At 65.7% G+C, this 23829-nt stretch carries 22 protein-coding genes and 1 pseudogene; 7 read left to right on the forward strand and 16 right to left on the reverse strand.

The features are described 5' to 3' along the window. Nucleotides 1-10: 10 nt before the first annotated feature. The 3 genes and pseudogenes from P8T11_RS03330 to P8T11_RS03340 all read right to left on the reverse strand — a co-directional run bounded on the left by P8T11_RS03330 (nt 11) and on the right by P8T11_RS03340 (nt 2264). Complete coding sequence (locus P8T11_RS03330) at nt 11-475, reverse strand: GNAT family N-acetyltransferase (protein WP_268078327.1); 465 nt, start codon at nt 473-475, stop codon at nt 11-13. A 26-nt stretch (nt 476-501) separates the two neighbouring features. After that, entirely contained in the window at nt 502-1203 is a 702-nt protein-coding gene (locus P8T11_RS03335) for a glutathione binding-like protein (protein WP_268078325.1), read from the reverse strand. A 153-nt stretch (nt 1204-1356) separates the two neighbouring features. Continuing rightward, a pseudogene (locus tag P8T11_RS03340) lies at nt 1357-2264 on the reverse strand (DMT family transporter). A 139-nt stretch (nt 2265-2403) separates the two neighbouring features. Between P8T11_RS03340 and P8T11_RS03345 the strand changes: the two are divergent. Then, entirely contained in the window at nt 2404-2871 is a 468-nt protein-coding gene (locus P8T11_RS03345) for an Lrp/AsnC family transcriptional regulator (RefSeq protein ID WP_268078321.1), read from the forward strand. Between the two features lie 54 nt (nt 2872-2925). Here the strand turns inward: P8T11_RS03345 and P8T11_RS03350 are convergent, their stop codons facing one another. From P8T11_RS03350 to P8T11_RS03360, 3 genes are all read right to left on the reverse strand, one after another. Further along, entirely contained in the window at nt 2926-3417 is a 492-nt protein-coding gene (locus tag P8T11_RS03350) for a glutathione peroxidase (protein ID WP_268078318.1), read from the reverse strand. 126 nt (nt 3418-3543) lie between these two features. Then, nucleotides 3544-4749, reverse strand: coding sequence for a DUF1501 domain-containing protein (locus tag P8T11_RS03355; protein ID WP_268078316.1), 1206 nt, complete (start codon nt 4747-4749; stop codon nt 3544-3546). A gap of 10 nt (nt 4750-4759) precedes the next feature. Continuing rightward, on the reverse strand, nt 4760-6298 hold the full coding sequence (locus P8T11_RS03360) for a DUF1800 domain-containing protein (protein ID WP_268078314.1): 1539 nt from the start codon (nt 6296-6298) through the stop codon (nt 4760-4762). A 243-nt stretch (nt 6299-6541) separates the two neighbouring features. On the opposite strand from P8T11_RS03360, the gene P8T11_RS03365 reads away from it, so the two are divergent. Continuing rightward, nucleotides 6542-6874 carry a hypothetical protein gene (locus tag P8T11_RS03365; RefSeq protein ID WP_268078312.1) on the forward strand — a complete coding sequence of 111 codons (333 nt, stop codon included), beginning with the start codon at nt 6542-6544 and terminating at the stop codon, nt 6872-6874. 79 nt (nt 6875-6953) lie between these two features. On the opposite strand, the gene phrB is transcribed toward P8T11_RS03365, so the two are convergent. After that, nucleotides 6954-8372 (reverse strand): deoxyribodipyrimidine photo-lyase, encoded by a 1419-nt coding sequence (gene phrB, locus P8T11_RS03370; protein ID WP_268078309.1) that lies wholly within the window; start codon nt 8370-8372, stop codon nt 6954-6956. Between the two features lie 261 nt (nt 8373-8633). Between phrB and P8T11_RS03375 the strand changes: the two genes are divergently transcribed. Beyond that, a complete protein-coding gene (locus P8T11_RS03375) occupies nt 8634-10082 on the forward strand; it encodes a CoA transferase (protein WP_268078307.1) in 1449 nt (482 codons plus the stop codon). Nucleotides 10083-10167: 85 nt separating this feature from the next. Here the strand turns inward: P8T11_RS03375 and P8T11_RS03380 are convergent, their stop codons facing one another. The 6 genes from P8T11_RS03380 to P8T11_RS03405 all read right to left on the reverse strand — a co-directional run bounded on the left by P8T11_RS03380 (nt 10168) and on the right by P8T11_RS03405 (nt 15470). Continuing rightward, nucleotides 10168-10704: a peroxiredoxin gene (locus P8T11_RS03380; protein ID WP_268078305.1), complete on the reverse strand. Its 537-nt coding sequence runs from the start codon at nt 10702-10704 to the stop codon at nt 10168-10170. A gap of 82 nt (nt 10705-10786) precedes the next feature. Further along, a complete protein-coding gene (locus P8T11_RS03385) occupies nt 10787-12112 on the reverse strand; it encodes an adenylate cyclase (RefSeq protein WP_268078303.1) in 1326 nt (441 codons plus the stop codon). Nucleotides 12113-12206: 94 nt separating this feature from the next. Continuing rightward, nucleotides 12207-12371 (reverse strand): hypothetical protein, encoded by a 165-nt coding sequence (locus P8T11_RS03390; protein WP_268078300.1) that lies wholly within the window; start codon nt 12369-12371, stop codon nt 12207-12209. 254 nt (nt 12372-12625) lie between these two features. Further along, a complete protein-coding gene (locus P8T11_RS03395; RefSeq protein ID WP_268078297.1) occupies nt 12626-13033 on the reverse strand; it encodes a DoxX family protein in 408 nt (135 codons plus the stop codon). 218 nt (nt 13034-13251) lie between these two features. Further along, nucleotides 13252-14640 carry an ATP-dependent RNA helicase DbpA gene (gene dbpA / locus P8T11_RS03400; protein WP_268078295.1) on the reverse strand — a complete coding sequence of 463 codons (1389 nt, stop codon included), beginning with the start codon at nt 14638-14640 and terminating at the stop codon, nt 13252-13254. Between the two features lie 71 nt (nt 14641-14711). Further along, complete coding sequence (locus P8T11_RS03405) at nt 14712-15470, reverse strand: IclR family transcriptional regulator (RefSeq protein WP_268078293.1); 759 nt, start codon at nt 15468-15470, stop codon at nt 14712-14714. Between the two features lie 195 nt (nt 15471-15665). Here P8T11_RS03405 and xsc point away from each other — a divergent pair, with 195 nt between their 5' ends. The 4 genes from xsc (at nt 15666) to P8T11_RS03425 (ending at nt 20491) form a co-directional block, all read left to right on the forward strand. Beyond that, complete coding sequence (gene xsc / locus P8T11_RS03410) at nt 15666-17477, forward strand: sulfoacetaldehyde acetyltransferase (RefSeq protein WP_268078291.1); 1812 nt, start codon at nt 15666-15668, stop codon at nt 17475-17477. Between the two features lie 71 nt (nt 17478-17548). Beyond that, nucleotides 17549-18481 (forward strand): bifunctional enoyl-CoA hydratase/phosphate acetyltransferase, encoded by a 933-nt coding sequence (locus P8T11_RS03415; protein WP_268078289.1) that lies wholly within the window; start codon nt 17549-17551, stop codon nt 18479-18481. A gap of 197 nt (nt 18482-18678) precedes the next feature. Continuing rightward, nucleotides 18679-19071, forward strand: coding sequence for a nuclear transport factor 2 family protein (locus P8T11_RS03420; RefSeq protein ID WP_268078287.1), 393 nt, complete (start codon nt 18679-18681; stop codon nt 19069-19071). A gap of 7 nt (nt 19072-19078) precedes the next feature. Beyond that, complete coding sequence (locus P8T11_RS03425; protein ID WP_268078286.1) at nt 19079-20491, forward strand: NAD(P)/FAD-dependent oxidoreductase; 1413 nt, start codon at nt 19079-19081, stop codon at nt 20489-20491. A 16-nt stretch (nt 20492-20507) separates the two neighbouring features. On the opposite strand, the gene P8T11_RS03430 is transcribed toward P8T11_RS03425, so the two are convergent. The 3 genes from P8T11_RS03430 to P8T11_RS03440 form a co-directional block, all read right to left on the reverse strand. Then, nucleotides 20508-22040, reverse strand: a complete 1533-nt coding sequence (locus tag P8T11_RS03430; protein ID WP_268078283.1) for a PLP-dependent aminotransferase family protein — start codon at nt 22038-22040, stop codon at nt 20508-20510. A 112-nt stretch (nt 22041-22152) separates the two neighbouring features. Next, entirely contained in the window at nt 22153-22980 is an 828-nt protein-coding gene (locus P8T11_RS03435; RefSeq protein WP_268078281.1) for an ABC transporter permease subunit, read from the reverse strand. Next, entirely contained in the window at nt 22973-23803 is an 831-nt protein-coding gene (locus P8T11_RS03440; protein ID WP_268078280.1) for a taurine ABC transporter ATP-binding protein, read from the reverse strand. Before P8T11_RS03440 ends, P8T11_RS03435 begins: the two co-directional genes overlap by 8 nt. Between the last annotated feature and the right edge of the window lie 26 nt (nt 23804-23829).

Below are 23829 nucleotides of genomic sequence, written 5' to 3' on the forward strand. Positions count from 1 at the left end.
ATATCAAAAACTAAAGGTTGAGCTTCATGCCGTCATGGCTGGCCTTGAAACCCAGGCTTTCATAGAACCGGCGCGCATCGGGGCGCGCGCGGTCGGTGGTCAGTTGGACCAGGCCACAGCCCTGGGCGCGGCATTGTTCAATGGCCCACTTGAACATGGCGTGCCCCAGGCCCTGGCCGCGCGCCGACGACGCGATGCGCACGCTTTCGATCTGCCCGCGCCACAGGCCCAGCCGCGACAGGCCGGGTATGAACGATAACTGCAAACAGCCGACCAGGTCTTGGCCTTGCTCGACAACGGCCAGGAATTGGTTGGAGTCCTGGGTGATGGCGGCGAAGGCGGCCGTGTAGCCAGGGTTGAGCGGCACCGAGGTGTCTTCGCGCGTGGCGCCCAGCTCGTCGTCGGCCAACATGGCGACGATGTGCGGCAAATCTTCTTGCCGCGCGCGGCGAAAGACCAATTGGGGGGCGGACATGGTCGGGCTCCTGCGGCGGTGACGTTTTAGCGGGCGATGTTCTGCGCGGTCTGGCCGAACAGGATGCGGCGCGACTCATCGTCGCTGATCGAGGGCGTGGTGTTGACGCTATCGGCCAGTGCATAGGCGCGCTGCGTGGCGGGGCGCGCGGCAATGGCGTTGAACCAGCGTTGCAGGTGCGGGAAGTCGTTCAGGTCTTGGCCCTGCTTGGCATGCGGCACGATCCAGGGGTAGGCGGCCATGTCCGCGATGGAGTAGTCGCCCGCGACGAATTCGCGGTCGGCCAGGCGCTTGTTCAGCACGCCGTACAGGCGGTTGGTTTCCTTCACGTAACGGTCGACGGCGTAAGGGATGCGTTCCGGCGCGTAGCCGGAAAAATGGTGGTTCTGGCCGGCCATGGGGCCCAGGCCGCCCATCTGCCAGAAGAGCCATTGCGAGACCTCGGCGCGGCCGCGCACGTCGGCGGGCAGGAATTGGCCGGTCTTCTCGGCCAGGTACAAGAGGATGGCGCCGGACTCGAACAGAGGGATGGGCGCGCCGCCGTCGGCGGGTTGCGTGTCGACGATGGCGGGGATGCGGTTGTTGGGCGCGATGGCCAGGAATTCGGGTTTGAATTGATCGCCGCGGCTGATGTTCACCGGGTGCATCTGGTAGGGCAGGCCGGCTTCTTCAAGGAACAGCGTGATCTTGTGGCCGTTGGGGGTGGTCCAGTAGTAGAGATCGATCATGAGGGGCGTCCAGGGAATCAAGGCGCCGCCGAACGTGTCGGCGGGTGGAAAGCCATGATAGCGGCAGGCATCGGGCACGCCCCCGAATAACCGGGGCCGGAATCGGGTTTCTACCTGCCCGGCGGGTGCGGAGCCGGGCCGTGCGTCGATTCACTACGCCGCCCCGGCACCGGGGCGGGGCCGCCCGGGCAGACGCCACGTCCAGTTCAGGCTGACGCCCGCGGCGGCCAGGAAGATCATCGCCACGCCCACCACTTGCAGCGGTTCCATGCGCTGGCCGTAGACGACCAGGTCCAGCATGATGGCCACGGCCGGGTAGATGAAACTGAGTGCCGCGGTGGATGTGGTCGGCAGTTTCTGAATGGCCGAGTACATCAGGATGTACATCAGGCAGGTGTGGATCAGGCCCAGCGCAACCAGATAGCCCCATTGCAAGGGGCGGCCGGCAGTGCGTTGAAGTCCGCCATGGGCAACAGCATGAAGGCGCCCAGCGTCACCTGTACCAGGGCCAGCACTTGCGGCGGTATGCCCTTCAAGCGCTTGACGATGACCGCGGTAACGCCGTACAGCGCTGCCGCGCCCAGGCCCAGCAGCAGCCCCGACAGATACGCGCCGCCAGGGGCCTGTGCGTCCGTCAGGCGCAGCACCAGCAGCAGGCCGGCGAACGCCACCACCGACCAGGCCAGCTTGCCGCGCGACGGACGTTCCCCCAGGAACAGCACGCCCAGCCCGATCAGGAAAAAGGGCTGTACGTTGTAGACGGCCGTGGCCAGCGAGATCGACGCCAGCCGGTACGCCGAAAACAGCAGGACCCAGTTCATGACCAGCGCGGCGCCGGCCAACAGCGCCAAGGCCAAGGTCTTCCCGGTGAACAGGCCCGGCTTGAGCAGGCCGCGCGCCCAGCAATACAAAAACAAGGAAAGCGCACCGAAGACGCAGCGGAAAAAGACGACGTTCCAGGCGCTTTGGCCGGATTCCAGAACAAACACGCCTAGCGTGCCGGACAAGGTCATGGCGGCTGCCATTTGCGCCAGGCCAAGGCGTTCGGATGCGGGGGACATAAGGATTCTCCGAGTGGGCCACGTGTTGATCACGACGCTGGCCACGATTTCGATGGAGAAATTATCCCAGGCAGATCAAGCCAGCTATATGATCATCGTGTGGTACTTTGAATCCCGTGCCTTCATTTTGGTGAAAGTTATGCAAAATGACCTAAAAAACGAAAGCCCTGTCCTGGACGGCATTGACCGCCGCCTGGTGCAGACCCTGGCGGCCAATGCGCGTACCACCACGGCAGACCTGGCGCGGCAGGTGGGCATGTCAGCCCCTAGCGTGGCGGATCGGCTGCGGCGGCTGGAGGAATCCGGCGTGATCCGGGCCTACACGCTGGATGTGGATCCGGTGGCGCTGGGCTATACCTTGCAGGCTATCGTGCGCATCCGCCCCTTGCCGGGGCAATTGCGCCACGTGGAAGGGCTGATCAATGAGATTCCGGAATTTGTCGAATGCGACAAGGTGACGGGCGATGACTGCTTCATCGCCCGGGTGGTGCTGCGGTCGATCTCGCACCTGGATGGCATCCTGGAACGGGTAACGGAATTTGCCGAAACCAATACCGCCATCGTCAAGGCACATACGGTGCGCCGCCGCCTGCCGCCGTTGCGCTAGCGCTTGCGCGGCCTGGCAGCAGCGCAGCGGCAGCGCTGTCGCGGCGGGATGGCTTCAGACCGGCGCGGACAGCGCCTGCACCACGTCGTCTTTCAGGCCCGCCGGCGTGTCGGTGGGCCCGTAGCGCTTGATGACCTGGCCGTCGCGACCAACCAGGAACTTGGTGAAATTCCATTTGATGCCTTCGGTGCCGAAGACGCCAGGTTTTTCGCCCTTGAGCCAGCGGTACAGCGGATGCGCGTTGGCGCCGTTGACGTCGATCTTGGCGAAAAGCGGGAAGGTGATGTCGTATTGCGTGGCGCAGAAACTGCGGATCTCGGCTTCGTCGCCCGGCTCTTGATGGCCGAACTGGTCGCACGGAAAACCCAGCACCGTGAAGCCGTCGTCGCGCAGCGAGCGGTAGAGTTCTTCCAGGCCCGTGTATTGGGGCGTAAAGCCGCACTTGGACGCCACGTTGACCACCAGCAGCACGCGGCCGCGATAGGTGTCCAGGGATAGCTCCGTGCCCTGGATGTCGCGGGCGGAAAAATCGAAAAGGGTGCTCATGCGGGCTCCTGTATCGGTCGGCTTTACGCGGGCGCGTCAGCGCGCCAATCAACCGTCGAGTGTAGCGCTACGAGTACCGACCGGCACCGTGCCATGCACGGGTGGCAAGTGGATTCGGGATAAATATCAGACTAGTCCTAGGTCTATCGGCGCCACACCCGGAAACACCCGTGCCAGGCGCGCTGGGTCCAGGCCGTACAGGCGCGAAAACAGCCCGGCGAAGACGGCGCGGTATTCGTTCAGCACCGGGTAGTCGCGATCCTGGAACAGGGTGTCGTGCCTGACCGGCACCTGCCGCCCCGCAATGCGTCCGCCTTGCACATTTCCACCCATCACCCAATACACCGTGCCGTGGCCGTGGTCGGTTCCCTTGTTGCCGTTTTCGCGGAACGTACGGCCGAATTCGCTGATGACGACCACGGTGGTCTGCGCCCAGGCCGACCCCATGGCATCGGCATAAGCGGCCAGCGCGCGGCCAAGCTGCCCGAAGCGGCCAGCCAATGCGCCGGTGGCGGCCCCCTGGCCGACGTGGGTATCCCACCCGCCCACGTCGACAAAGCCCAGGTTGTAGCGGTTGGTCATGAAGCGGGCGATGCGGCGGATTTCCTTTTCCAGCTTGTCAGTGGATACCGCGTTGCCATTGGCGGCCTGCATCTCGGCTTCCAGCTCCTGGCGCGTGGCGCCCATGATGCGCTGGCCTTCGTCCACGGAAGCATGCAGGTCCGTGTTGCGGTACATGGCGGCGATGGCGCGGTTGTCGGCCGCGCTCAGACGCGATTTCCGATTTGCCCCGCCCAGATCAACATTGGGCACGCGCGTCTCGCCCCTGAAAATCTGCGGCACTTCCGACGTGAATGCCGCCGGCAGGGCGCGCGCCGTGCTCGCCGCGTCCAAGGTGGTGGCCAGGCGATTCAGGAACCCCGACCGGTAATTGCCGTCTTGCTTTGCGCCGCGACCCAGCTCAATACCATTCTGGGTTTCAAAATGGCTGCGGCTCAGGTCGTCGGTGCCCGCGAAGGGCACGAAGGCCAGTTGCTTGTTGCGATAGAAGGGCAGCAGGCTGTCTGCCAACGCGGGGTGCAGGCCCCAGCCGTCGGCCAGGGGCAGCGCGGCGCCATCGCCCGAGCCTGGCCGGCCGATGGCGATGCTGGGGCGCGCTTCGTAATAGAAGTCGCTGGACGTGGGCACCAGCAGGCTGGCAGCGTCGTAAGCCCCGCGCATGAACACAATCAGCAAGCGGTTGCCCGAGGCGGCGGGCGCCGCGTACAGTCGGCTGCCCCCCAGCGCCAAGGGCGCGGCGGCCATCATTTGAAGCAAGCGGCGGCGGTCCATGGGTATTCTCCTAGCGGCGCATGAACTCTGGCGAGGCCAGCAGGTAGGTGTTGGCATCCACGGGCTTGCCGGCCTGGCCGATCGCATCGCGCGTGGCCGTCGACAAGTGCGGGAACAGCTCTTGGGCGGCGTCGAGCAGCCTGGGAATCTTGGGTAGTTCAACCGGCCTGGGCGGATCAGCCGGCGCGTCGGCGTCGATGGTCCGATAGAAAACCTGGGGAGCGCCGGCAATGCCGCGGGCAATTTCAAAACGCTGCGTCATCTGCCCGGAACCTGACCAGTCCGACTGCGACATCGGGTAGCCGTCGGGTGTCTGGCGTTGATACAAGCCTTGCCCCATCTGGCGCAGCATCGACAGCGCGGCCTTGGGGTTGCGGATGGGGGGCAGGTTGGCGTAGGTCAGCCGCAACGACGAATACACATAATGAACCGGGTCCTTGAACACGCCCGTCTTCAGGGACCGCTTGAACTCCGGCGACGCAAACAAGGTTTGCAGTGTGGCCGCGATGTCGCCGTCTTGCGCCAGAAACGTCTTGGCCATGCGATCGACCAGCGCGGCCGGCGGCGATTCGCCCACAAAGTAGGCCGCCAATTTGGCGCTGACGTGACGCGCCGTGGCAGGGTGGCGCGCCAGCAGGTCGATGGCCTGATCCACTTCCGCCAGCCCGCCACCGCGAATCTTGTGTCCCAGGAATACCTTGTCGCCATGGTCATGGCGCGCCGGGTTGAAGAGGAACAAGCCGTCTTGCACCAGATCGCCGCGCAGCGCGGGCTTGGTCTTGGGTGCCTTGTTGCTGTTGTGTACACCCAGGCCCGTCAGAATGCGCGCCAGTTCCTGGACGTCGCCCTGCGTATAGCCGCCGTTGACGCCCAGGGTGTGCAGTTCCATGAGTTCGCGCGCGTAGTTCTCGTTGATATGCCCTGCGATATTGCGGGTGTTGTCCAGGTACACCAGCATGGCCGGAGAGCGGACGGTGGCCCGCAGCATGTCGCGAAAATTACCCAGCGCGTGCGGGCGGATGGCGCGGTCTTCGTACTGCGCCAGATAGGTGCCGACGTCACCCTTGCCCGCGAACACGTTGAAGTGGTTCATCCAGAACCAGGTCATTTGTTCCTGCAATTGGTTGGGCGAATACAGCGCGCGCCAGACCGCGCGCTGGGCGGTGTCGTCGGCGCGTTGCCGCGAAATGGCGCGCGCCGCGCGTTGCGCCTTCAGCTTGGCTTCGGGGTCGAGCTTGCGGGCCTCTTGGCGCATGTTGCGCTGCAGGGCCTGCGCCTCTTGTTCAGACTGGCGGTTGATGGACAAGGCGTCGATCCCTTGCTGCACCGGGGCAGGCAGTTGCGCCTTGGCGTCAGGGTGCAGTTGGGCTTGCAGATAGCGCTGGGCTCCCATCTCGTGGAAGCGGGCAAGTTCCGCCGGCGTTGCGCCCCAGGTCACGCGGTTGAGCAAGGCAACGTCGTGCTCGGCGGGCTGAGCATGGGCAGCGGCTCCCAGCGCCAGGCACAGCATGGGCAGGGCTTTCAACAGCGCTGTTCGCAATCGCGTCATGAAGCAAACCTCTTTAGGGCGACAAAACGTCTGACACGATAATCCCCCCGAACATTCCCGGACGGGGCGCGTTGAAACGCAAGGAAACCGCTTGTTGTCGCGTCGGTGCTTATCCGGGCGGGCGATGGGGCCATTACCCCGGCCGGCCGGCGTGCCGTCCTATCATTGCCGCTGTGCAAGTCTGCAAGCGGTGGGTGCCAGCCAAGGCGGCAAGCCGGGGCGGCAAGCAATAGGAGCGTAGTGATGGAAGGAATGATCGAACGCCTGGAGGCAATGCTGGCCAAGGGCACCGACAACATGTTGTTGCGGTTCTCGCTGGGCAAGGCCTATGCCGAACAGGACTGCTTCCGCGAGGCAGAAACCCACCTTCGCGCGGCGCTGGCTTTTGATCCCGCCTATTCGGTGGCGTGGAAATGGCTGGGCAAGGCCTGCCTGGGGCTGGGCGACCAGGACGGCGCGCGCGCCGCCTGGAACAGCGGCCTGGCGGCGGCGCAGGCGCGTGGCGACAAGCAGGTGGAAAAGGAAATACAGGTGTTCGTCCGGCGCCTGGACAAGCAGGCGGCGGCGCAATCCTGATGGGGGCCGTGAGGCCCGACGATAAGCGAACCACCTGAGCGAACCCTTGGAGCCATGGGGCCGCCCCGGGCCCCCGCGATCACGCAGCCGGCAAATTGCCGAAGGCTTCCAGTGCCCGCAACCTGCTTTGCGCCAGGTCCACGATGGGCGAGGGGTACCCAGCCGCCGCGCGCTCCATGGGGCTGGGGTCGTGGATGGCCTTGTCGTCCAGGTGCGCCAGTTCAGGCAGCCATTCACGCAGGAACACGCCGCGCGCATCAAAGCGCTTGGATTGCGACAAGGGGTTGAACACGCGGAAGTACGGCACCGCGTCGGCGCCCGTGGATGCACTCCATTGCCAGCCGCCGTTGTTGGCCGCCAGGTCGCCGTCAACCAGATGCGCCATGAACCAGGCTTCGCCCAGCCGCCAATCAATCAGCAGATTCTTCGACAGGAACATGGCCGTCACCATGCGCAGCCGGTTGTGCATCCAGCCCAGCGTCAGCAACTGGCGCATGGCCGCGTCAACGATGGGAATGCCGGTCTGGCCTTGCTGCCAGGCGCGCAGGTCGTCGGGTGCGTCGCGCCACGGCACGGCGGCGGTTTCGGGCTTCATGGGCTGGTGCATGGACAGCGACGGATAAGCGGCCAGCAGATGCTGGTAGAACTCGCGCCACAGCAGTTCGTTGATCCACGTCGCCGCGCCCGCCTTGCCGCTGTCCAGCTCGCCATGATTGGCGGCCAGCGCCGCGCGTAGCGCCTGGCCGGGGGACAGCACGCCCGCCGCCAGATAGGGCGACAGGCAACTGGTGGCGGGTAGCGACGGAAAATCGCGTTCATCCTTGTAGGCATCGATGACGCCGTCGGTAAAGGCGTCCAGCCTGTCGCCGGCCGCCGTTTCGCCCGCGGGCCACAGCGCCCGCACCGCGTCGCTGGGCAGAGCAAAGCCCTCGAAGGCGTCGGGCAAGGGGTCCGCCCGCCAGTCGGGCGGGGTCTGCGCGCGGGGAGCGGGCAGGGCGGCGATGGGCGCCGTGCGCAGGCGCTCACGGCAGGTGCGCGCATACGGCGTGTAGACGCGATAGCACTCACCTTTGCCGGTTTGCACGGTGCCGGGCCGCAGCAGTGTGGCTCCGTGATGCAGCGTCCAGTCCACCCCGATCGCCTCCAGTGCGCCCGCCACCGCTGCATCGCGGCGGCGTTCGTTGATGGCCCATTCGGTATTGGCGTGCACTTGAGAGATGTCGTGCGCCTGGCAGAAGGCGGCGATGGCGGCGGGCGCCTGGCTCCAGTCGGCCACGGTCAGCAGCTTCAGGGGAATGCCACGCTCGCCCAGGCTGCGCGACAGTTCGTGCAGGTTGCGCAGCCAGAAGTCCACCTTGGCCGGCGCGTCGCCATGCTGGCGCCATTGCTCGGGCGCGGCCAGGAACAGGGCGGTCACCGTGCCGTTTTCGGCGGCGGCGGCCAACGCGGGGTTGTCGTGCATGCGCAGGTCGGTGCGCAGCCAGAGCAGGGTATTCATGGATGGCGGGTCCAGGGCAAAAAAAGGGCGGACAGCACGGCTGACCGTCGAGGCTGGCATTCTATATTGGCCTGTGGTCTGGAAGACGATGTAAAAACTACGAGTAGATGTGACGGAGCCGTATGGGTGGCGCACCCGGTGCCGCACCCGCTAGGGCCCCAATAGCCGTCAAACCGTGAAACACGCTGCCCCAAGGTTTGTATTGACGCGCTGGGGCCGTCGCCATGTAATCGGTTCAACGACCAAAAAAAATTGAACGCTATGGGAAATCTGATGGACCTTCGCCCGTCCTTTCTACGAGGACGCACATCCGCCGGCACGACCCCTCGCGACGCCCTGCAGGACTTGTGGCGTTCACTTGATTTGCCGGGCGAGTCACTGGATCACGTGTCGCTGACGGGCTCCGATCCCGTGTTTCCGTCTTCGTTCGCGGTGGGCACCGCCGCCCAAACCAGCATGGCGGCAGCGGCGCTGGCCGCGGCCGAGCTCTGGCATCTACGCGGCGGACCGCGCCAGCAGGTCAGCGTCGACATGTTGCACGCCGCACAGGAATGCCGCGGCCACTTCACGATCAACGGCGTCACGCCCAACATCTGGGACCCCATCAGCGGCCTGTACCGCTGTGGCGACGGAGGCTGGGTGCGCATCCATGCCAACTTTGCGCATCACCGCGACGGCGCGCTGGCGCTCTTGGGTTGCCCCACGGGCGAAGGCACCACGCGCGAAACGGTGGAAGCGGCATTGAGCCGCTGGAAAGCGCTGGACTTTGAACAGGTGGCCGCCGATGCAGGCATGGTGGTGTCCGCCATGCGCACCTTTGACGAATGGGACCGGCACCCGCAGGGCCAGGCCGTTGCCGCCCAGCCCTTGCTGACGGTCGAACGCATCGGCGAGGCCGACCCCCGGCCCTTGCCCAAGTACGGCAATGACGCGCGGCCGCTGAAAGACATCCGGGTGCTGGACCTGACACGCATCATCGCCGGCCCCGTCTGTGGCCGCACGCTGGCTGCCTATGGCGCCGACGTGATGTTGGTGAATTCACCCCAATTGCCCAATATCGACAACATCATCGAAACCAGCCGGGGCAAGCTGTCGGTGACGGCGGACCTGGATACGGCCGACGGACGTATCGCGCTGGGTAATCTGCTGCGCAGCGCGCACGTGTTCGTGCAGGGTTACCGGCCGGGCGGCCTGAATGCGCTGGGCTTTGGGCCGCAGGACGCCGCGCGTATCCGCCCGGGTATTGTGTATGTGTCGCTATCCGCGTACGGAAACGAGGGGCCTTGGGCCAACCGCCGCGGCTTTGATTCGCTGGTGCAAACCGCCACGGGCTTCAACCACGCCGAAGCGCAGGCGGCGGGCCAGCAGGCGCCCAAGCCTTTGCCCATGCAGGTTCTGGACTATGCGTCGGGATACCTGATGGCGTTTGGCGCGCAGGTGGCCTTGGCCCGCCAGGCGACTGAAGGCGGCAGTTGGCACGTTCGCGTATCGCTTGCGCAAACCGCGCATTGGCTGCGTGGCTTGGGCAGGGTGGACGGCGGACTGGACTGCCGCATGCCCGGTTTCGACGGCCTGTTGGATACCGAAGCGTCGGGCTTTGGCGAACTGGTGGCCGTGCGCCACGCGGCTCGTTTTTCCGACACGCCGGCCCGCTGGACGCGCCCGTCGAGCCCGCCGGGATCGCATCCCACGGTATGGCCGTTCAATTAGGCCGGCCACTCCGTTCAATGCCAAGGCGCCTTCGGGCGCCTTGTTTTTTTTTGCTGCCTGTTTTTGACCGCCGGTATGTGGAAGCCTATTGCTTGGCCTTCCAGTCGCGCAGCGCGCGCATGGTGTTGGCCACGTGGGATTCGGGGCTCATGTCGGTGAATTCATACAGGATCTTGCCTTCTGGCGAGATCACATACGACACGCGTTGTGCGTATTCCGGGCGCTTGTCGTGCACCGCGTCATAGGCCTTCATGATCTTGCCGTCGCCGTCTGCCGCCACGGCGAATTTGCCACGGCATTCGCTGACCGAGAATTTGTTCAGCGTGTCGATGTCATCGGTGGATACGCCGATGACGGTGGCGCCCAGCGACTTGTATTCGTCGGTGGCTTCGGCGAAGTTGTGCGCTTCGATGGTGCAGCCTTGCGTGAACGCGGCGGGAAAGAAATACAGCACGACGGGGCCTTGCTTGAGCGCGTCGTTGAGCTTGAACGTGAAGACTTTGCCGCCCAGCGAGGCCTGTGTGCTGAAGTTTGGAGCGGGTGCGCCGACATCCAAGGCGGCCTGGGCGGACGTGGCCGCGAGCAGGCCGCAGAACATCAGGCAAGGTACAAGGCGCTTCATGGGGGTCTCCAATAATTAACGTGGCGCGCGGTGGTCGGCGGCAAGTGGACTACTGTAGTCCGCGCGCGCCCGGGGGTCCAGTTCAGTCGCGGTTCGGGCCGCCGCCTCGGCCATCGCCCCTGCCTTCGCCCCTGCCTTCGCCGCCGCCTTGCTGGCGCTGCTGAGGATGTTCGCGTGCCTGCTGCGGGCGAGCTTGTTGCTGCGGACGGTCTTGCTGCGGGCGCGCTTGCGCCTGTTGTCGGGGCTGTTCGCGCGCTTGTTGCTGTCGCGCTTGCTGCTGACGCGCCTGCTGCTCCCGGGCTTGGTGTTCCCGTGCCTGTTGCTGGCGTGCCTGCTGCTGTTGCTGTTCGCGGCCTTGCTGCTGGCGTTGCTCGCGCTCCTGCTGCTGGCGTACTTGTTGCTGTCGATCTTGTTGCTGCTGCTGACGAGCCTGCTGATCACGCGCCTGCTGTTGGCGCGATTGCTGCAAGGCGGCTTGTTGATCTCGCTGTTGATCGCGTTGCTGTTGATCCCGCTGCGATACATCGCGTCCCGGCGACGGCCCCGGGCCTCGGGCCTGTTCTCCACGACCTGGGTTGTTGCCGCGATCGACGTCGGGGCGCTTGTTGTCGCCACCGGGGCGTGGCCCTTGCGAGGGTCGCCCGTTGTCGCGATGGTCCACGAAGGCTTGCGGCGGGCGGCCCTTGTTGTGGTCGTAGAACTGCGCGCGGTTGCTGCCGGCATCGCGGACGTAGCGGCGTTGGATGTCGGTGGGCGGCGCGTGGCGGTCTTTGCGGGCAGCCAGTTCGCGCGGGTCTGCCGCGCGTCGGATGCCGTTGGGGCCGCCGTGATAGCTGACACGTCGGTTATCGATGTTGTTGACGACCACGGTGTGGTTGTACACGTTGGTGACGCGCGTGACGTTCACGTTGGTCACCGAGCGGTTGTAGTAGAAGCGGTCGCGCTTCCAGTAGCCGCCTACATACCCCAGGCCCACATAGCCAAAGCCGTAGTTGATGCCGCCATAAAAGCCGACGTGGGGGCCCCAATAGCCGGCGTTCCACACGTACAGGCCATTGGTGAAGCCCCAGTAACCAGGCGTCCAGAGCGCGCCGGCGTAGGGGGCGAGCACCCAGGCGCCCGGCACCCAGAAAAAGCCGTACTGATTGCGGCTCCAGTAGCCGGGCACCCACATATAACCATCGGCCGGCGCGGGTGGCTGCACGTAGACGGGCAGGGGTGGAGGCGGCTCGGGGCTGCGGTCCACCAAGGCAAGATTGGCGCTGGCGGGGTCGCCGCCGTCATAGGCGGGCGCCACGGGTGCGGGAGGCGGCGCGTACGTTTGCGCCATCGCGCCCGCGCATAGCGTCAGCAGCGTGACGGCCGCCACGGCGGGGCGAAGCAGGGAGATCCGGATAGAGGGCGTCATGGCAGCTCCTGGAACACGTCGCAACGGACGGTCAATAACGCGACGGTCAATAACGCAAGGGTCAATAACGACGCAAGGGTCAACAACGCGACGGTCAATATCCACGGTGGTAATAATGCGGCGTGGGATACACGGGGTAGTAGTAATGCGGCGTGTAATAGACCGGCGCGGGGCGATAGTAGGCCGGGCGGGCGGGCACCACGACGCAACCGGTCAGCGAACTGGCCATCACCATCATCAACAGAAGGCTCTTTTTCATTTTCATGCTCCCAACCCGCGCCAGGCGTGGCTTACGCCCTTGATGCGCTGGTAGGGATTAGGCCATACCGGATGACCGCGGTTCGCCTTTGTAATCGATCCGAAACAGCTTTCGCGTGACCGATGTTTGCGCCTGCGTGACGGCGCATGTCGTTGGTATCAATCTTTGCCGCAAAAGCAACGGGGCCGCATAAGCGGCCCCGTGTTGCGTAACGCCGCGTCATGCGGCGTTACGGCGATGGCGCATGGCTGGCGTCAGTTCCAGCGACCGCCGTTGCCGGCCAGGCTGAAACGGCCGGCACCCATGAAGGCCAGCGCCAGCGCGGTGAACAGGAACATGCCTTGCAGTTCCAGCGCCCAGCCGCCGTTGTTGGTCAGGCTGCCCAGTTGGCCGGTATGCGCCAGCAAAATGGCAACCACCATGTTGATGGCGATGATCAAAGCGCCCAGGCGCGTGTACACGCCAATGATGAGCAGCACGGGCGCGATGATTTCGCCCACATACACGCCATAGGCCAGAAAGCCCGGCAGGCCATGCGAAGACAGCATGCCGCTGATGCCCGTTACGCCGCCGCCCATCAGTTTGGACAGGCCGTGAAGCAGGATCAGAATGCCAAGGGTCAGGCGCAGGATCAGCTTGCCGGTATCGTCGGACTTGATCATGGTGAGTTTCTCTTGTGATGGTTGAAAAGGGACAAGGCTTCGTTGGAACCCACCGCGAACCCATGGTTCCAAGTCCACACCGCCGCGCGCCAAGCGTGGCGGCTGCGTCAAGCGGCGCCATTATTGCAAATGCCCAGCGAAATCATCAAGCTTTCATCACGCAGGCATCGCAATCCGGCGCGCGATGCCTTCCCAAACGTATCCGGTCAAGCCAGGAATCAGAATTCCTCAAGAAAGCGCATGCGGAAGCGCCGGCCCTTGATATTGCTGTTGGACACCCGCGAAAACACCTGCTTGGCAATCTGGCGGTCCAGCGCCACATAGGCGTTGAATTCCGTGATGTTGATCTTGCCCACCTGTTCAAAAGTCAGCCCGCCGTCGCCGGTCAGGGCGCCCAGCAGGTCGCCCGGGCGCAGCTTGTCTTTCTTGCCGCCCTGGATGCACAGCGTGACCATGGGCGCGCGCAGAGGGCGGTCGGCCTTGGGCTTGAGCGATTTGATGTCGCCCCATTTCAAGGGCGAGCCCTGGTATTGCTCAACCAGGTTTGCCCAGCGCATCTCGTCGGGCGAGCACAGGCTCAGCGCCAGGCCCTTCTGGTCGCCCCGGCCGCTGCGGCCGATGCGGTGCACGTGCACTTCGGTGTCTTTCGTGACGTCCACATTGATCACGGCGCCCAGGTTCTGGATGTCCAGGCCACGGGCGGCCACGTCGGTGGCCACCAGCACGGCGCAGCTCTGGTTGGCGAACTGGATCAGGATTTCATCGCGTTCGCGTTGTTCCAGATCGCCGTTCAGGGCTTGCGCGCTGATGCCGTCGGCCTGCAGGCGTTCAACCAGGTCGTGGCTGCGGACCTTGGTATTGCAGAAGGCCAAGGTGGATACCGGGCGGAAATGGGCCAGCAGGCGGGCCACGGCGTCCAGGCGGTCTTTGCCGTCGATTTCGTAGAAGATCTGTTCGATGCGGCTGGAATCGTGCTGCGCTTCCACCTTGACTTCGGCCGGGTTGCGCAGGAACCGCGCGCTGAGCTTGCGGATGTTGTCCGGGTAGGTAGCCGAAAACAGCAGCGTCTGGCGCTTGGTGGGGCAATGCGAGGCAATGGCGACGATGTCGTCGTAGAAGCCCATGTCGACCATGCGGTCGGCTTCGTCCAGCACCAGCGTGGTCAGGCCGTTCAGGTCCAGGCTGCCGCGTTCCAGGTGGTCTTGAATGCGGCCGGGCGTACCCACGACCAGGTGCGCGCCGCGCGCCAGCGATTCGGCTTGGGGGCGGGCGGGCGCGCCGCCGCACAGGGTCAGGATCTTGACGTTGGGAATCAGGCGCGCCAGGCGGCGCAATTCCTGCGCGACCTGGTCAGCCAGTTCGCGCGTGGGGCAAACCAGCAGGGCTTGCGGCGTCAGCGTGGTGGTGTCCAGCTTTTGCAGCACGCCCAGGCCGAACGCCGCGGTCTTGCCGCTGCCGGTCTTGGCTTGCGCGATGATGTCGCGGCCTTCCAGGATCAGCGGCAGGCTTTGCGCCTGGATAGGCGTCATTTGCTCGAACCCCAGGCTTTGCAGGTTGTCGAGCAGGGTGGGCAAGAGGGGCAGGGTGGAAAAGGGCGTGTTGGTCACAATATGGCGGATTGCAAAATCCGCGAAAAAACAAAGTCGACCGACAGTGTAAGGCCTGCCATGGCCAGGCCCTAGCCTTCTGATTCGTAAGTGCCGGCCAGCGCCTGGGCGGCTTCTTGCATGCGCGGCAGCCAGGCGCGCGCGCCATCAATCGACAGGCGCGCCACGGGCGCGTGCAGCGCCACGGCGGCAATCACGCGCGACCCCCGCAAAATGGGCACCGCCATGCACACAATGCCCAGCAGAAACTCTTCGCGGTCGAAACTGGCGCCTTCCTTGCGGATGGCGCGCAGCTCTTGTTCCAGCTCACCCACGTCGCACAGCGTGTTGGGCGTATAGCGCGGCAAGGGGGCGGCGGCCAGCAGCCGCGCGCGCGCTTCGCGCCGCATGTGGGCCAGAAACAGCTTGCCGCTGGCCGAGCAGTGCAAGGGCACGCGTGACCCGGTTTGCAGGTTCACGCGCAGCGGCCAGGCGGTTTCCACGCGGTCCAGGTAGATGACTTCGTCGCCGTCGACCATGGTGCAGTTGCAGGTTTCACCGATCTCGTCCACCAGGCTGTCCAGGATGCGATGGCGTTCGCCCCGCAACGGGGAATTCAGCAAGGTGTCGCGCGCCAGGGCGCTTAGCCGTGGTCCGCTGACATAGCTTTTGCCGGCGGGCTCGCGCAGCAGCATGCCGGCGTCGACCAGGCGCGTCAGGATGCGCAGTACCGACGGTTTGGGCAGGCCCGTGGCCTCGGTCAGCGCCGCCAGCGACACCGGCGCGTCGGACTGGGCCACCTGTTCCAGCAGGGTCAGCGCGCGCAGGGCGGCGGAGGATTCGTCTTTCATCTTTCAATAATTGAAGATTCAGCGGCGGTGGGGCAGCGTTGCACGGATTTTGCAGAAAATGGAACGCGCCGGTATGGGAAACGCGGGATTTCTCCGGCAGTATCGAATCACCCCGGCCATGATGCAAGCACGAAGCGAGCCCCCGGCACGCTTTCCGCAAGCCTCCCACGGCGCCGGCCTGCCAGGAGAGAGACCATGAGCAGCAAGCAACACATGACCCCCAGTGAAGCGTTCGTTGAAACGCTGGTCGCGCAGGGCGTCAAAGACGTATTCGGCATTGTCGGTTCGGCCTTCATGGACGCGCTGGACCTGTTCCCCGCCGCCGGCATTCGTTTCGTACCGACCGTGCACGAGCAAGGCGCCGCCCACATGGCCGACGGCTATTCGCGGGTGACCGGCCGCCACGGCGTTTGCATTGCGCAGAACGGGCCGGGCATCACCAATTTCGTGACCGGGGTGGCCGCCGCCTACTGGGCGCACAGCCCCGTCGTGGCGATCACGCCCGAAACCGGCACGGCCGGCATGGGCCTGGGCGGCTTCCAGGAAACCGAGCAACTGCCCATTTTTTCGCGCATCACCAAGTATCAGGCGCACGTGAACCGGCCGGATCGCATGGCGGAATTCACGGCCAAGGCCTTTGACAACGCGCTGGCCGAACGCGGCCCGACGCAACTGAACATTCCGCGCGATTATTTCTACGGCGAAATCGACGTGGCCATCCCCGAGCCACGCCGCATCCGGCGCGGGCCGGGTTCAGAAGAAGACCTGGAAGCGGCCGCGCGCCTGTTGGCCGAGGCCAAGTTCCCGGTCATCGTGGCCGGCGGCGGCGTGTTGTTCTCGGAAGGCCAGGCCGAATGCGTGGCGCTGGCTGAATTGTTGGGCGCGCCGGTCGTCACCAGCTATCTGCACAACGACGCGTTTCCCGCCAGCCATCCGCTGTGGTGCGGGCCGCTGGGCTACCAGGGCGCCAAGGCCGGCATGAAGTTGCTGTCGCAGGCCGACGTGGTGCTGGCCTTGGGCACGCGCCTGGGACCCTTCGGCACCTTGCCCCAGCACGGGCTGGACTACTGGCCCCAAGGCGCGCGCATCATCCAGGTGGATGCCGACCACCGCATGCTGGGGCTGGTGCGCCCGGTGTCGGTGGGCATCTGCGGCGACGCCAAGCCGGCCGCCGCCGCCCTGACCGCCAAGCTGACATCGCGCGAGGTCGCGTGCGTGCGCACCAAGGCGGCGCGCGGCGACGACATCGCCTCGCAGAAGGCGGCGTGGGAAGCAGAGCTTGACGGCTGGTCGCATGAACGCGACGAATGGAGCCTGGACATCATTGAACAAGGCGGCGGCCGCATGCACCCTCGGCGCATGCTGCGCGAGCTGGAACGCGCCATGCCCAAGCATGTGATGGTGTCCACCGACATCGGCAACATCTGCTCGGTGTCCAACAGCTACCTGCGCTTTGACGAGCCGAACTCCATGCTGGCCGCCATGAGCTTTGGCAACTGCGGCTACGCCTTGCCGGCGCTGATCGGCGCCAAGCTGGGCCGCCCCGACCGGCCGGCCGTGGCCTATGTGGGCGACGGCGCCTGGTGCATGAGCTTCCAGGAACTGCTGACCTGCGTGCGCGAGAAAATTCCCGTCACCGCCGTCGTCTTCCACAACGGCCAATGGGGCGCCGAAAAGAAAAACCAGGTGGACTTCTACGGCCGCCGTTTCGTGGGCAGCAACCTGCTGAACCCCAACTTTTCTGAACTGGCGCGCGCCATGGGGGCCGAGGGCATCCGGGTCGAGCACGCGGACCAGGTGGGCGCTGCGTTGCAGGCCGCCTGCCGGGCGCAATCCGAAGGCAAGACCACCGTGCTGGAAATGATGGTCAGCCAGGAACTGGGCGACCCCTTCCGGCGCGACGCCCTGAAGCAGCCGGTGCGCTTCCTGGACAAGTACAAGCCTTACGTGAACCAGCCGTTCCAGGCGGGCGAGGTGCCTTTGCCGATAGCTCCCGCGGGGCGCTGATCGCAGGCGGAGTCTGCGCCCGGCGCCTTCGCGCCGGGCGTTCGTTTCCTGGCTCGGGGAGCACGGTCTATATGGCTAGCGATCGATTGTTCGCGCCGCTGCGCGATGCCGCGCTGTCGGCGGGGCGCCTGCGCACGGCGGTGGCGTATCCCCTGTCCCCATCCAGCCTTGAGGCCGCGGTCCAGGCGCAACGGGCCGGCCATATCGAGCCGGTGCTGGTGGGGCCGGCGCGCAAGCTGCTGGAACGCCTGACGCAAGCGGGCTTGAGGCCGGGGGATTTCGACATCGTCGATACGCCCGATGATGAACGGCTGGCCGCGCAGACGGCGGCCGCGCTGGCGCGCGACGGCGCGGTGCAGATGCTGATGAAGGGCAGCCTGCATAGCGATAACTTCATGGCGGCCGTGGTGTCGCGCGAATCCGGCCTGCGCACGAATCGGCGCATCAGCCACGCCTTCGTGATGGCAGTGGAGGCCTACGCCAAGCTCTTCATCCTGACGGACGCGGCGGTCAACATCGCGCCCACGCTGATGGAAAAGGCTGACATCGCGCAGAACGCCATCGACCTGGCGCAGTCGCTGGGCATCGCCCGGCCCAAGGTGGCGGTGCTGTGCGCCACCGAATCCGTCAACCCGGCCATGCCGGCCACGCTGGACGCGGCGGCCTTGTCCAAGATGGCCGATCGCGGGCAAATCCGGGGCGGCGATATCGATGGCCCGCTGGCGTTCGACAACGCCATCTCGCGCGATGCGGCGCGGGAAAAGGGCATTGAGTCGCGGGTGGCGGGCGACGCCGACATTCTGCTGGCGCCGGATATCGAGGCGGGCAACATGCTCTACAAAGAGCTCACCTGGCTGGCGGGCGCGGGCACCGCCGGGCTGGTGCTGGGCACGCGCGTACCGGTGCTGCTGACCAGCCGGTCCGATTCCGTGCAGGCGCGCGTCAACAGTTGCGCCATTGCCGTGCTGCACGCGCGCGCGATGCTGGCGGCGCGCGCCGCCTGATGCAGGCTCGGCAACCTCAGCAACTTCAGCAGCTTCAGTTTTTTCAAACCACCCGCCACCGCCGCCTTGCCGTTAGCGCCGTTCTGGTGCAACCGATTCCCCGCGTCTGGTTCTAGACCCTGCCACCCCCGCCACGTACCTTGAGTCCAGACGCCCGCGCGCGCTTCGCGCCGGCCTTTCAAGTAGAGGGGTAGGCAATGCAAAACACCGTCACCGTCGACATGCTGGCCGAATTTGCGGCCGCCTGGAACCGCCACGATATCGATGCCCTGATGGGCTTCATGAGCGACGACTGCGTGTTCGAAACCGTGGGCGGCCCCGACGCCTGCGGCAGCCGGCACACGGGCGCCGACGCCGTGCGCGCGGCCTTCGCGGCGGCCTGGAAGAACTTTCCTGACGCGCAATGGAACAACGGCCGGCATTGGGTCGCGGGTGATCGCGGCGTGTCGGAATGCACGTTCACCGGCACCGCCGTCGACGGCTCGCGGGTAGAGGCGGACATGGTCGACATCTTCACCTTCCAGGACGGCAAGATCCGCGTGAAGAATGCGTTCCGCAAGCAGCGCCCCGCCTTGCCCGCGCGTGCGTGAGACGCGCATGGATACCCAAATGTCCTTCGAACCTTCGCGCCCGACGCCCGAAGCCGGCGCGCGGTCCGCCTACAACCCCACCTATGACCCGCTGGTGTCGCCGCCCGGGCAGGGACAGGACTACGCGCCCACCTACTGGGTCGCCACGGCCGGCGCGCCGCCCGAAGATGATGGCCCCATCCAGGGCGACGTCGATGCCGATGTGGTGATCGTGGGCTCGGGCTTCACCGGCCTGTCGGCGGCGCTTACCTTGGCGCGCGACTTCGGCGTGCGCGCGCTGGTCTTGGAAGCCAACCGCGCCGTGTGGGGCTGCACCAGCCGCAACGGGGGCCAGGGGCAGAATGCCTCGGGGCGCTTGTACCGGTCGCAATGGATCAGCCGTTGGGGGCTGGACACCGCCAAGCGCCTGGACACCGAAATCCGCGAGGGCTTCGAGTATTGGAAAAGCCTGGTCGCGCAAGTGGACTGCGACGCGCAGCCGGGCGGGCACCTGTACACCGCGCATCGCCAGAAGAAAATGGCGTTCCTGGCCAACGAAGCGCGCGTGATGCGGGACGTGTTCGGCTACGACGCCAAGATGCTTACCCAGGCCGAACTGCGCGAGCGCTACGTCCACGACCACGAGGCGGTCGGCGCCATGCACGAGCCCGACGGCGTGGGCGTGCACCCCTTGAAACTGGCGTACGGCTATTTGCGCCAGGCACGTGCGCTGGGCGTGAGGGTGCATCCGTCCAGCCCAGTCCTGGGCTGGCGCGTGGACAAGGGCGCCATCCTGCTGCGCACCCCCGCAGGCGTGGTGCGCGCCCGCCGCGTGGCCTTCGCCACGGGTGGCTACACCGCGCAGGGCGTGAACCCGTTGCTGGACAACCGCATCATGCCGGTGCTGTCCAACTCCATGGTCACCCGCGTGCTGACGGACGCCGAACGCGCCGCCGCCGGCCTGAAAAGCACGGTCTTCATCACCGACACCCGCACGCTGCGCTTCTACTACCGCCTGCTGCCCGACGGCCGCATGCAGATCGGCAGCCGCAGCGCCCTGCACGGCGCCGACGCGCAACACCCGCGCCATCTGGCGCTGTTGCGCGAAGGGCTGGCCAGGAAATTTCCGTCGCTACGCGATGTCGAGGTGGCGTATTCGTGGTGGGGGTGGGTGGACGTCAGCCACGACATGATGCCGCGCGTCACCCAACCCGACCCCGCCCAGCCGGTGTATTACGCCTTCGGCTACGGCGGCAACGGGGTAGCGTTCTCCGCGCAAGCCGGCAAGCGGCTGGCCCAGCGGATGATGGGCAAGGACGGCGCACCGTGGAACCTGCCCATCTACGATTCCCCGCTACCCGGCCATCTGTTCGCCCCGTTCAGACGGCTGGGGCAGGGCTTGCTGTACCGCTGGTATCACCTGCGGGATGAGCATTTGTAGTGCCTGTCTTTGCCCCCTAAGCCGCCGCCCGCAACCGAAATCGGCGCACCACTTGCGCCAGCTTTGCAATACCCGGTTCGATCAGTTCCGGGCGGATCGACGTGAAGCCTACGCGCAAGACGTTGCCGGGGGCGTTGGCGCCGTTCATGAAGAAGACGTCGCCGGGTTCCACCACCACGCCTTCGGCCAGTGCGGCTTCTGATAATTCGGTGGCGTTCAGCCACGGTGGGCCTTGCAGCCAGCAGGACGACGAACCCGTGATAGGGGTGGGCGTGAAGTCGGGCAGGTGGCGGGCCAGCGCCTGGGTCAGTTCGGCGCCGCGTTTCTGGTAGGCCTGCGATTGCTTGCGCAGCAGCGAATGGTGGTGGCCCAGAGAAATAAATAGCGAAAAGGCACGCTGGATGTAGGCGGAAGGATGGCGCAGCATCAGCCGGCGCAGCGCGCGCAGTTCGCGGGTTAGCTCGCGTGGCGCGACGATATAGCCAATGCGCAAGCCGGGTGCGAACGACTTCGCCAGGCTGCCCACGTAGATGACGCGGCCATCGCGATCCAGGCTTTTCAAGGCCGGGATGGCGCCTTCGCCCCAGCGGCTTTCGCTTTCAAAATCGTCTTCAATGATCATGCTGTCGGCCTGGCGTGCCAGGGCCAGCAGGGTTTCGCGGCGTTCCATCGACAGCGTGACGGTGGTGGGGCATTGATGGCCCGGCGTCACAAACACATAGTCGCAGCCCAGCAGGTGCGTGCCCGTGCACAAGCCGCCTTCGTCCACGGGCATGGGCAGCAGGTGGCGCGTGTGGCTGGCGAAGATGTTGCGGGCGTCGGGGTAGCCGGGGTCTTCCATTCCCACCACCGTGTCTTCGTTGACCAGCAGGTCGGCCAGCAGATACAGCGCATGCTGCGCGCCGACGGTGATGACGATTTCCTCGGCGTCGGCCCATACCCCCCGGCGCGGCAGCACTTGCGTGCGGATCTGTTCGATCAGCGCGGGGTCGTCGTGGGTGATCAGGTCGGGCGCCCAACTGCGGATGTCCAGCACCGACAGCGCCTTGATGCAGCACTCGCGCCATTCCGCCGTGGGAAACAGGTCGGGGTCGAACTGCCCGTAGACAAAGGGGTAGGGCTGCTTCTGCCAGTCTTGCGGCTTGCTGATATTGCGCTGGCGCGACGGGCGAAAGCGCAGCCGTTCGTCCCAGCGGATCTGTTGCGGGTGGTCAGCAGGGGACACGGTTGCCGCCGCTTCGCTGGCCGACCCCGAATGCCCCTCCATGACCGAATCGCAGACGAAATGGCCGCTGCGTTCGCGTGACACCAGATACCCCTCGCTGACCAGTTGCTGGTAGGCGAAGACGACGGTGTTGCGCGCAATGCGCAGTTGGTCGGCCAACTGGCGGCTGGATGGCACGGGCATGCCGGGCGGCAGATGCCCGCTGAGTATGGCCGACACCAGCATCTGCCGCACCCGCCCTTGCAGGCTGAGGTTGGGCGCGCTTTCGCGTTCGAACAAGCGGTCCCACAACACAGGCTTTTGCATCGCGGCCTGGCTGGACATGACGGCTCCTTGTGTAGGCGGCGCGGGTCCCCAAGACGGGGGCCGCGCAATCCGCTCCCCAGAATAGAGGACGCCAAAATGGGACGGAATGGGGGATTGCCCTGCCGGCAATCTAGATGCGCCCCTTCCACGGAATGGCGAATTTTTCCACGTAGCGCACCAGCAGATCGAACGCGAAGGCGAACACGCCGATCACGATGATGCCCATGATGACGATATCGCTGGCCAGGAACTGCGCGGCGTTCAGCACCATGAAGCCCAGGCCGCGGTCGGCGGCCACCATTTCCGCCGCCACCAGCGTGGTCCAGCCCACGCCGATCCCGATGCGCAGCCCCGTGAAGATCTCGGGCATGGCCGCTTTCAGGATCACGTGCCAGACGATCTGCATCCGCGTGCCGCCCATGGCATAGGCCGCATGGATCTGTTCGATGGATACCGACCGCACCCCGGCGCGCGCCGCGATCGCCATCGGCGCGAAGATGGCCAGGTAGATCAGCAGGATCTTCGGAAATTCGCCGATGCCGAACCAGATGATGATGAGCGGCAGGTAGGCCAGCGGCGGCAGCGGGCGGTAGAACTCGATGGGCGGGTCGAAGATGCCGCGCGCGTAGCGGTTCACGCCCATCAATATGCCGATGGGCACGGCGGTTACGCAGGCCAGGAAAAACGCCGAGAACACCCGCGTCAGGCTGGCCATGGCGTGTTCGGCCAGCGTGGAATTGGCCACGCCGTCGGTCATGGCCGAGATGAACTTGTCGTAGACCGCAAAGGGTGACGGCAAAAACAGCGGCTTGACCCACCCCGTGCTGGTGGCCAGGAACCACAGCGCGATCAGCGCGATGGTGGTGATCAGGCTGATGTGGCTGCTGTAGCCCGCGCCGGGCGCGCCATAGACCTTGCCGGGCGCCGCGGGCTTGTGGCCGCCACGCGCCTTACGCATGAGCGGGCTCGTGGGCGGCAAGCTCGTCGCCGTAGATGATGCCAAGGACTTGCTCGCGCATGGCGATGAAATCGGGGCTGGATTTGATGCGGCGGCCATCGCGGGTCTCCAGGTAGCGCCGGTTGAAGTCCGGCGTGAAGGTGTGTGTGATGCGGCCCGGGCGCGGCGACATGACGATCAGCCGCGACCCCAGGAACAGCGCCTCTTCCACGCTATGGGTAATGAAGAAAAACATCTTGTTGGTCTGACGCCAGATGTCCAGCAGCAGCTCCTGAATGGTTTCGCGCGTTAGCGCGTCCAGCGCCGCCATCGGCTCGTCCATCAGCAGCATGGCGGGATCGCAGGTCAGGGCGCGGGCGATGCCCACGCGCTGCTGCATGCCGCCGGACAACTGGTAGATCATGTGGCGGTGAAAGTCCTGCAGGCCCACCAGCTCCAGGTTGCGGCGGGCGCGGGCGCGCCGGGTGGCTTTATCCACGCCTTGCAGTTTCAGGCCGAACTCGGTGTTCTCCAGCACATTCAGCCACGGCAGCAGCGCGTGCTTCTGGAACACCACGCCGCGCTCCGCGCCGGGGCCGGTAATGGGTCGCCCGCCCAGCGTGATCTCGCCTTCGGTTGGCGACAGAAACCCGGCAAGCAGGCTCAGCAAGGTGGTCTTGCCGCAGCCGGAGGCGCCCAGCGCCACCACGAATTCGCCGGGCTCGATGGTGAGGTTGACGTCGTGCAGTGCCACCACCGGGCCGCTGTCATGCATGCCTGGGTAGGTGACGCCGACGTGGTCCGCGCGCAAGGCCAGGGCGGCGGGTTGGGATGGCTGGGTCATGCGGATTCCCCTTATGACGGCACGCC

Origin of the sequence: Achromobacter spanius, from assembly GCF_029637605.1 — a bacterium.
Taxonomy (GTDB): Bacteria; Pseudomonadota; Gammaproteobacteria; order Burkholderiales; family Burkholderiaceae_B; genus Achromobacter; species Achromobacter spanius_E.

What these genes read in the sequence shown, in the direction of transcription:
- P8T11_RS03330 (WP_268078327.1), bottom strand. Translation starts at nt 475, where the DNA reads ATGTCCGCCCCCCAATTGGTCTTTCGCCGCGCGCGGCAAGAAGATTTG.
- P8T11_RS03335 (WP_268078325.1), bottom strand. Translation starts at nt 1,203, where the DNA reads ATGATCGATCTCTACTACTGGACCACCCCCAACGGCCACAAGATCACG.
- P8T11_RS03345 (WP_268078321.1), top strand. Translation starts at nt 2,404, where the DNA reads ATGCAAAATGACCTAAAAAACGAAAGCCCTGTCCTGGACGGCATTGAC.
- P8T11_RS03350 (WP_268078318.1), bottom strand. Translation starts at nt 3,417, where the DNA reads ATGAGCACCCTTTTCGATTTTTCCGCCCGCGACATCCAGGGCACGGAG.
- P8T11_RS03355 (WP_268078316.1), bottom strand. Translation starts at nt 4,749, where the DNA reads ATGGACCGCCGCCGCTTGCTTCAAATGATGGCCGCCGCGCCCTTGGCG.
- P8T11_RS03360 (WP_268078314.1), bottom strand. Translation starts at nt 6,298, where the DNA reads ATGACGCGATTGCGAACAGCGCTGTTGAAAGCCCTGCCCATGCTGTGC.
- P8T11_RS03365 (WP_268078312.1), top strand. Translation starts at nt 6,542, where the DNA reads ATGGAAGGAATGATCGAACGCCTGGAGGCAATGCTGGCCAAGGGCACC.
- phrB (WP_268078309.1), bottom strand. Translation starts at nt 8,372, where the DNA reads ATGAATACCCTGCTCTGGCTGCGCACCGACCTGCGCATGCACGACAAC.
- P8T11_RS03375 (WP_268078307.1), top strand. Translation starts at nt 8,634, where the DNA reads ATGGGAAATCTGATGGACCTTCGCCCGTCCTTTCTACGAGGACGCACA.
- P8T11_RS03380 (WP_268078305.1), bottom strand. Translation starts at nt 10,704, where the DNA reads ATGAAGCGCCTTGTACCTTGCCTGATGTTCTGCGGCCTGCTCGCGGCC.
- P8T11_RS03385 (WP_268078303.1), bottom strand. Translation starts at nt 12,112, where the DNA reads ATGACGCCCTCTATCCGGATCTCCCTGCTTCGCCCCGCCGTGGCGGCC.
- P8T11_RS03390 (WP_268078300.1), bottom strand. Translation starts at nt 12,371, where the DNA reads ATGAAAAAGAGCCTTCTGTTGATGATGGTGATGGCCAGTTCGCTGACC.
- P8T11_RS03395 (WP_268078297.1), bottom strand. Translation starts at nt 13,033, where the DNA reads ATGATCAAGTCCGACGATACCGGCAAGCTGATCCTGCGCCTGACCCTT.
- P8T11_RS03405 (WP_268078293.1), bottom strand. Translation starts at nt 15,470, where the DNA reads ATGAAAGACGAATCCTCCGCCGCCCTGCGCGCGCTGACCCTGCTGGAA.
- xsc (WP_268078291.1), top strand. Translation starts at nt 15,666, where the DNA reads ATGAGCAGCAAGCAACACATGACCCCCAGTGAAGCGTTCGTTGAAACG.
- P8T11_RS03415 (WP_268078289.1), top strand. Translation starts at nt 17,549, where the DNA reads ATGGCTAGCGATCGATTGTTCGCGCCGCTGCGCGATGCCGCGCTGTCG.
- P8T11_RS03420 (WP_268078287.1), top strand. Translation starts at nt 18,679, where the DNA reads ATGCAAAACACCGTCACCGTCGACATGCTGGCCGAATTTGCGGCCGCC.
- P8T11_RS03425 (WP_268078286.1), top strand. Translation starts at nt 19,079, where the DNA reads ATGGATACCCAAATGTCCTTCGAACCTTCGCGCCCGACGCCCGAAGCC.
- P8T11_RS03430 (WP_268078283.1), bottom strand. Translation starts at nt 22,040, where the DNA reads ATGTCCAGCCAGGCCGCGATGCAAAAGCCTGTGTTGTGGGACCGCTTG.
- P8T11_RS03435 (WP_268078281.1), bottom strand. Translation starts at nt 22,980, where the DNA reads ATGCGTAAGGCGCGTGGCGGCCACAAGCCCGCGGCGCCCGGCAAGGTC.
- P8T11_RS03440 (WP_268078280.1), bottom strand. Translation starts at nt 23,803, where the DNA reads ATGACCCAGCCATCCCAACCCGCCGCCCTGGCCTTGCGCGCGGACCAC.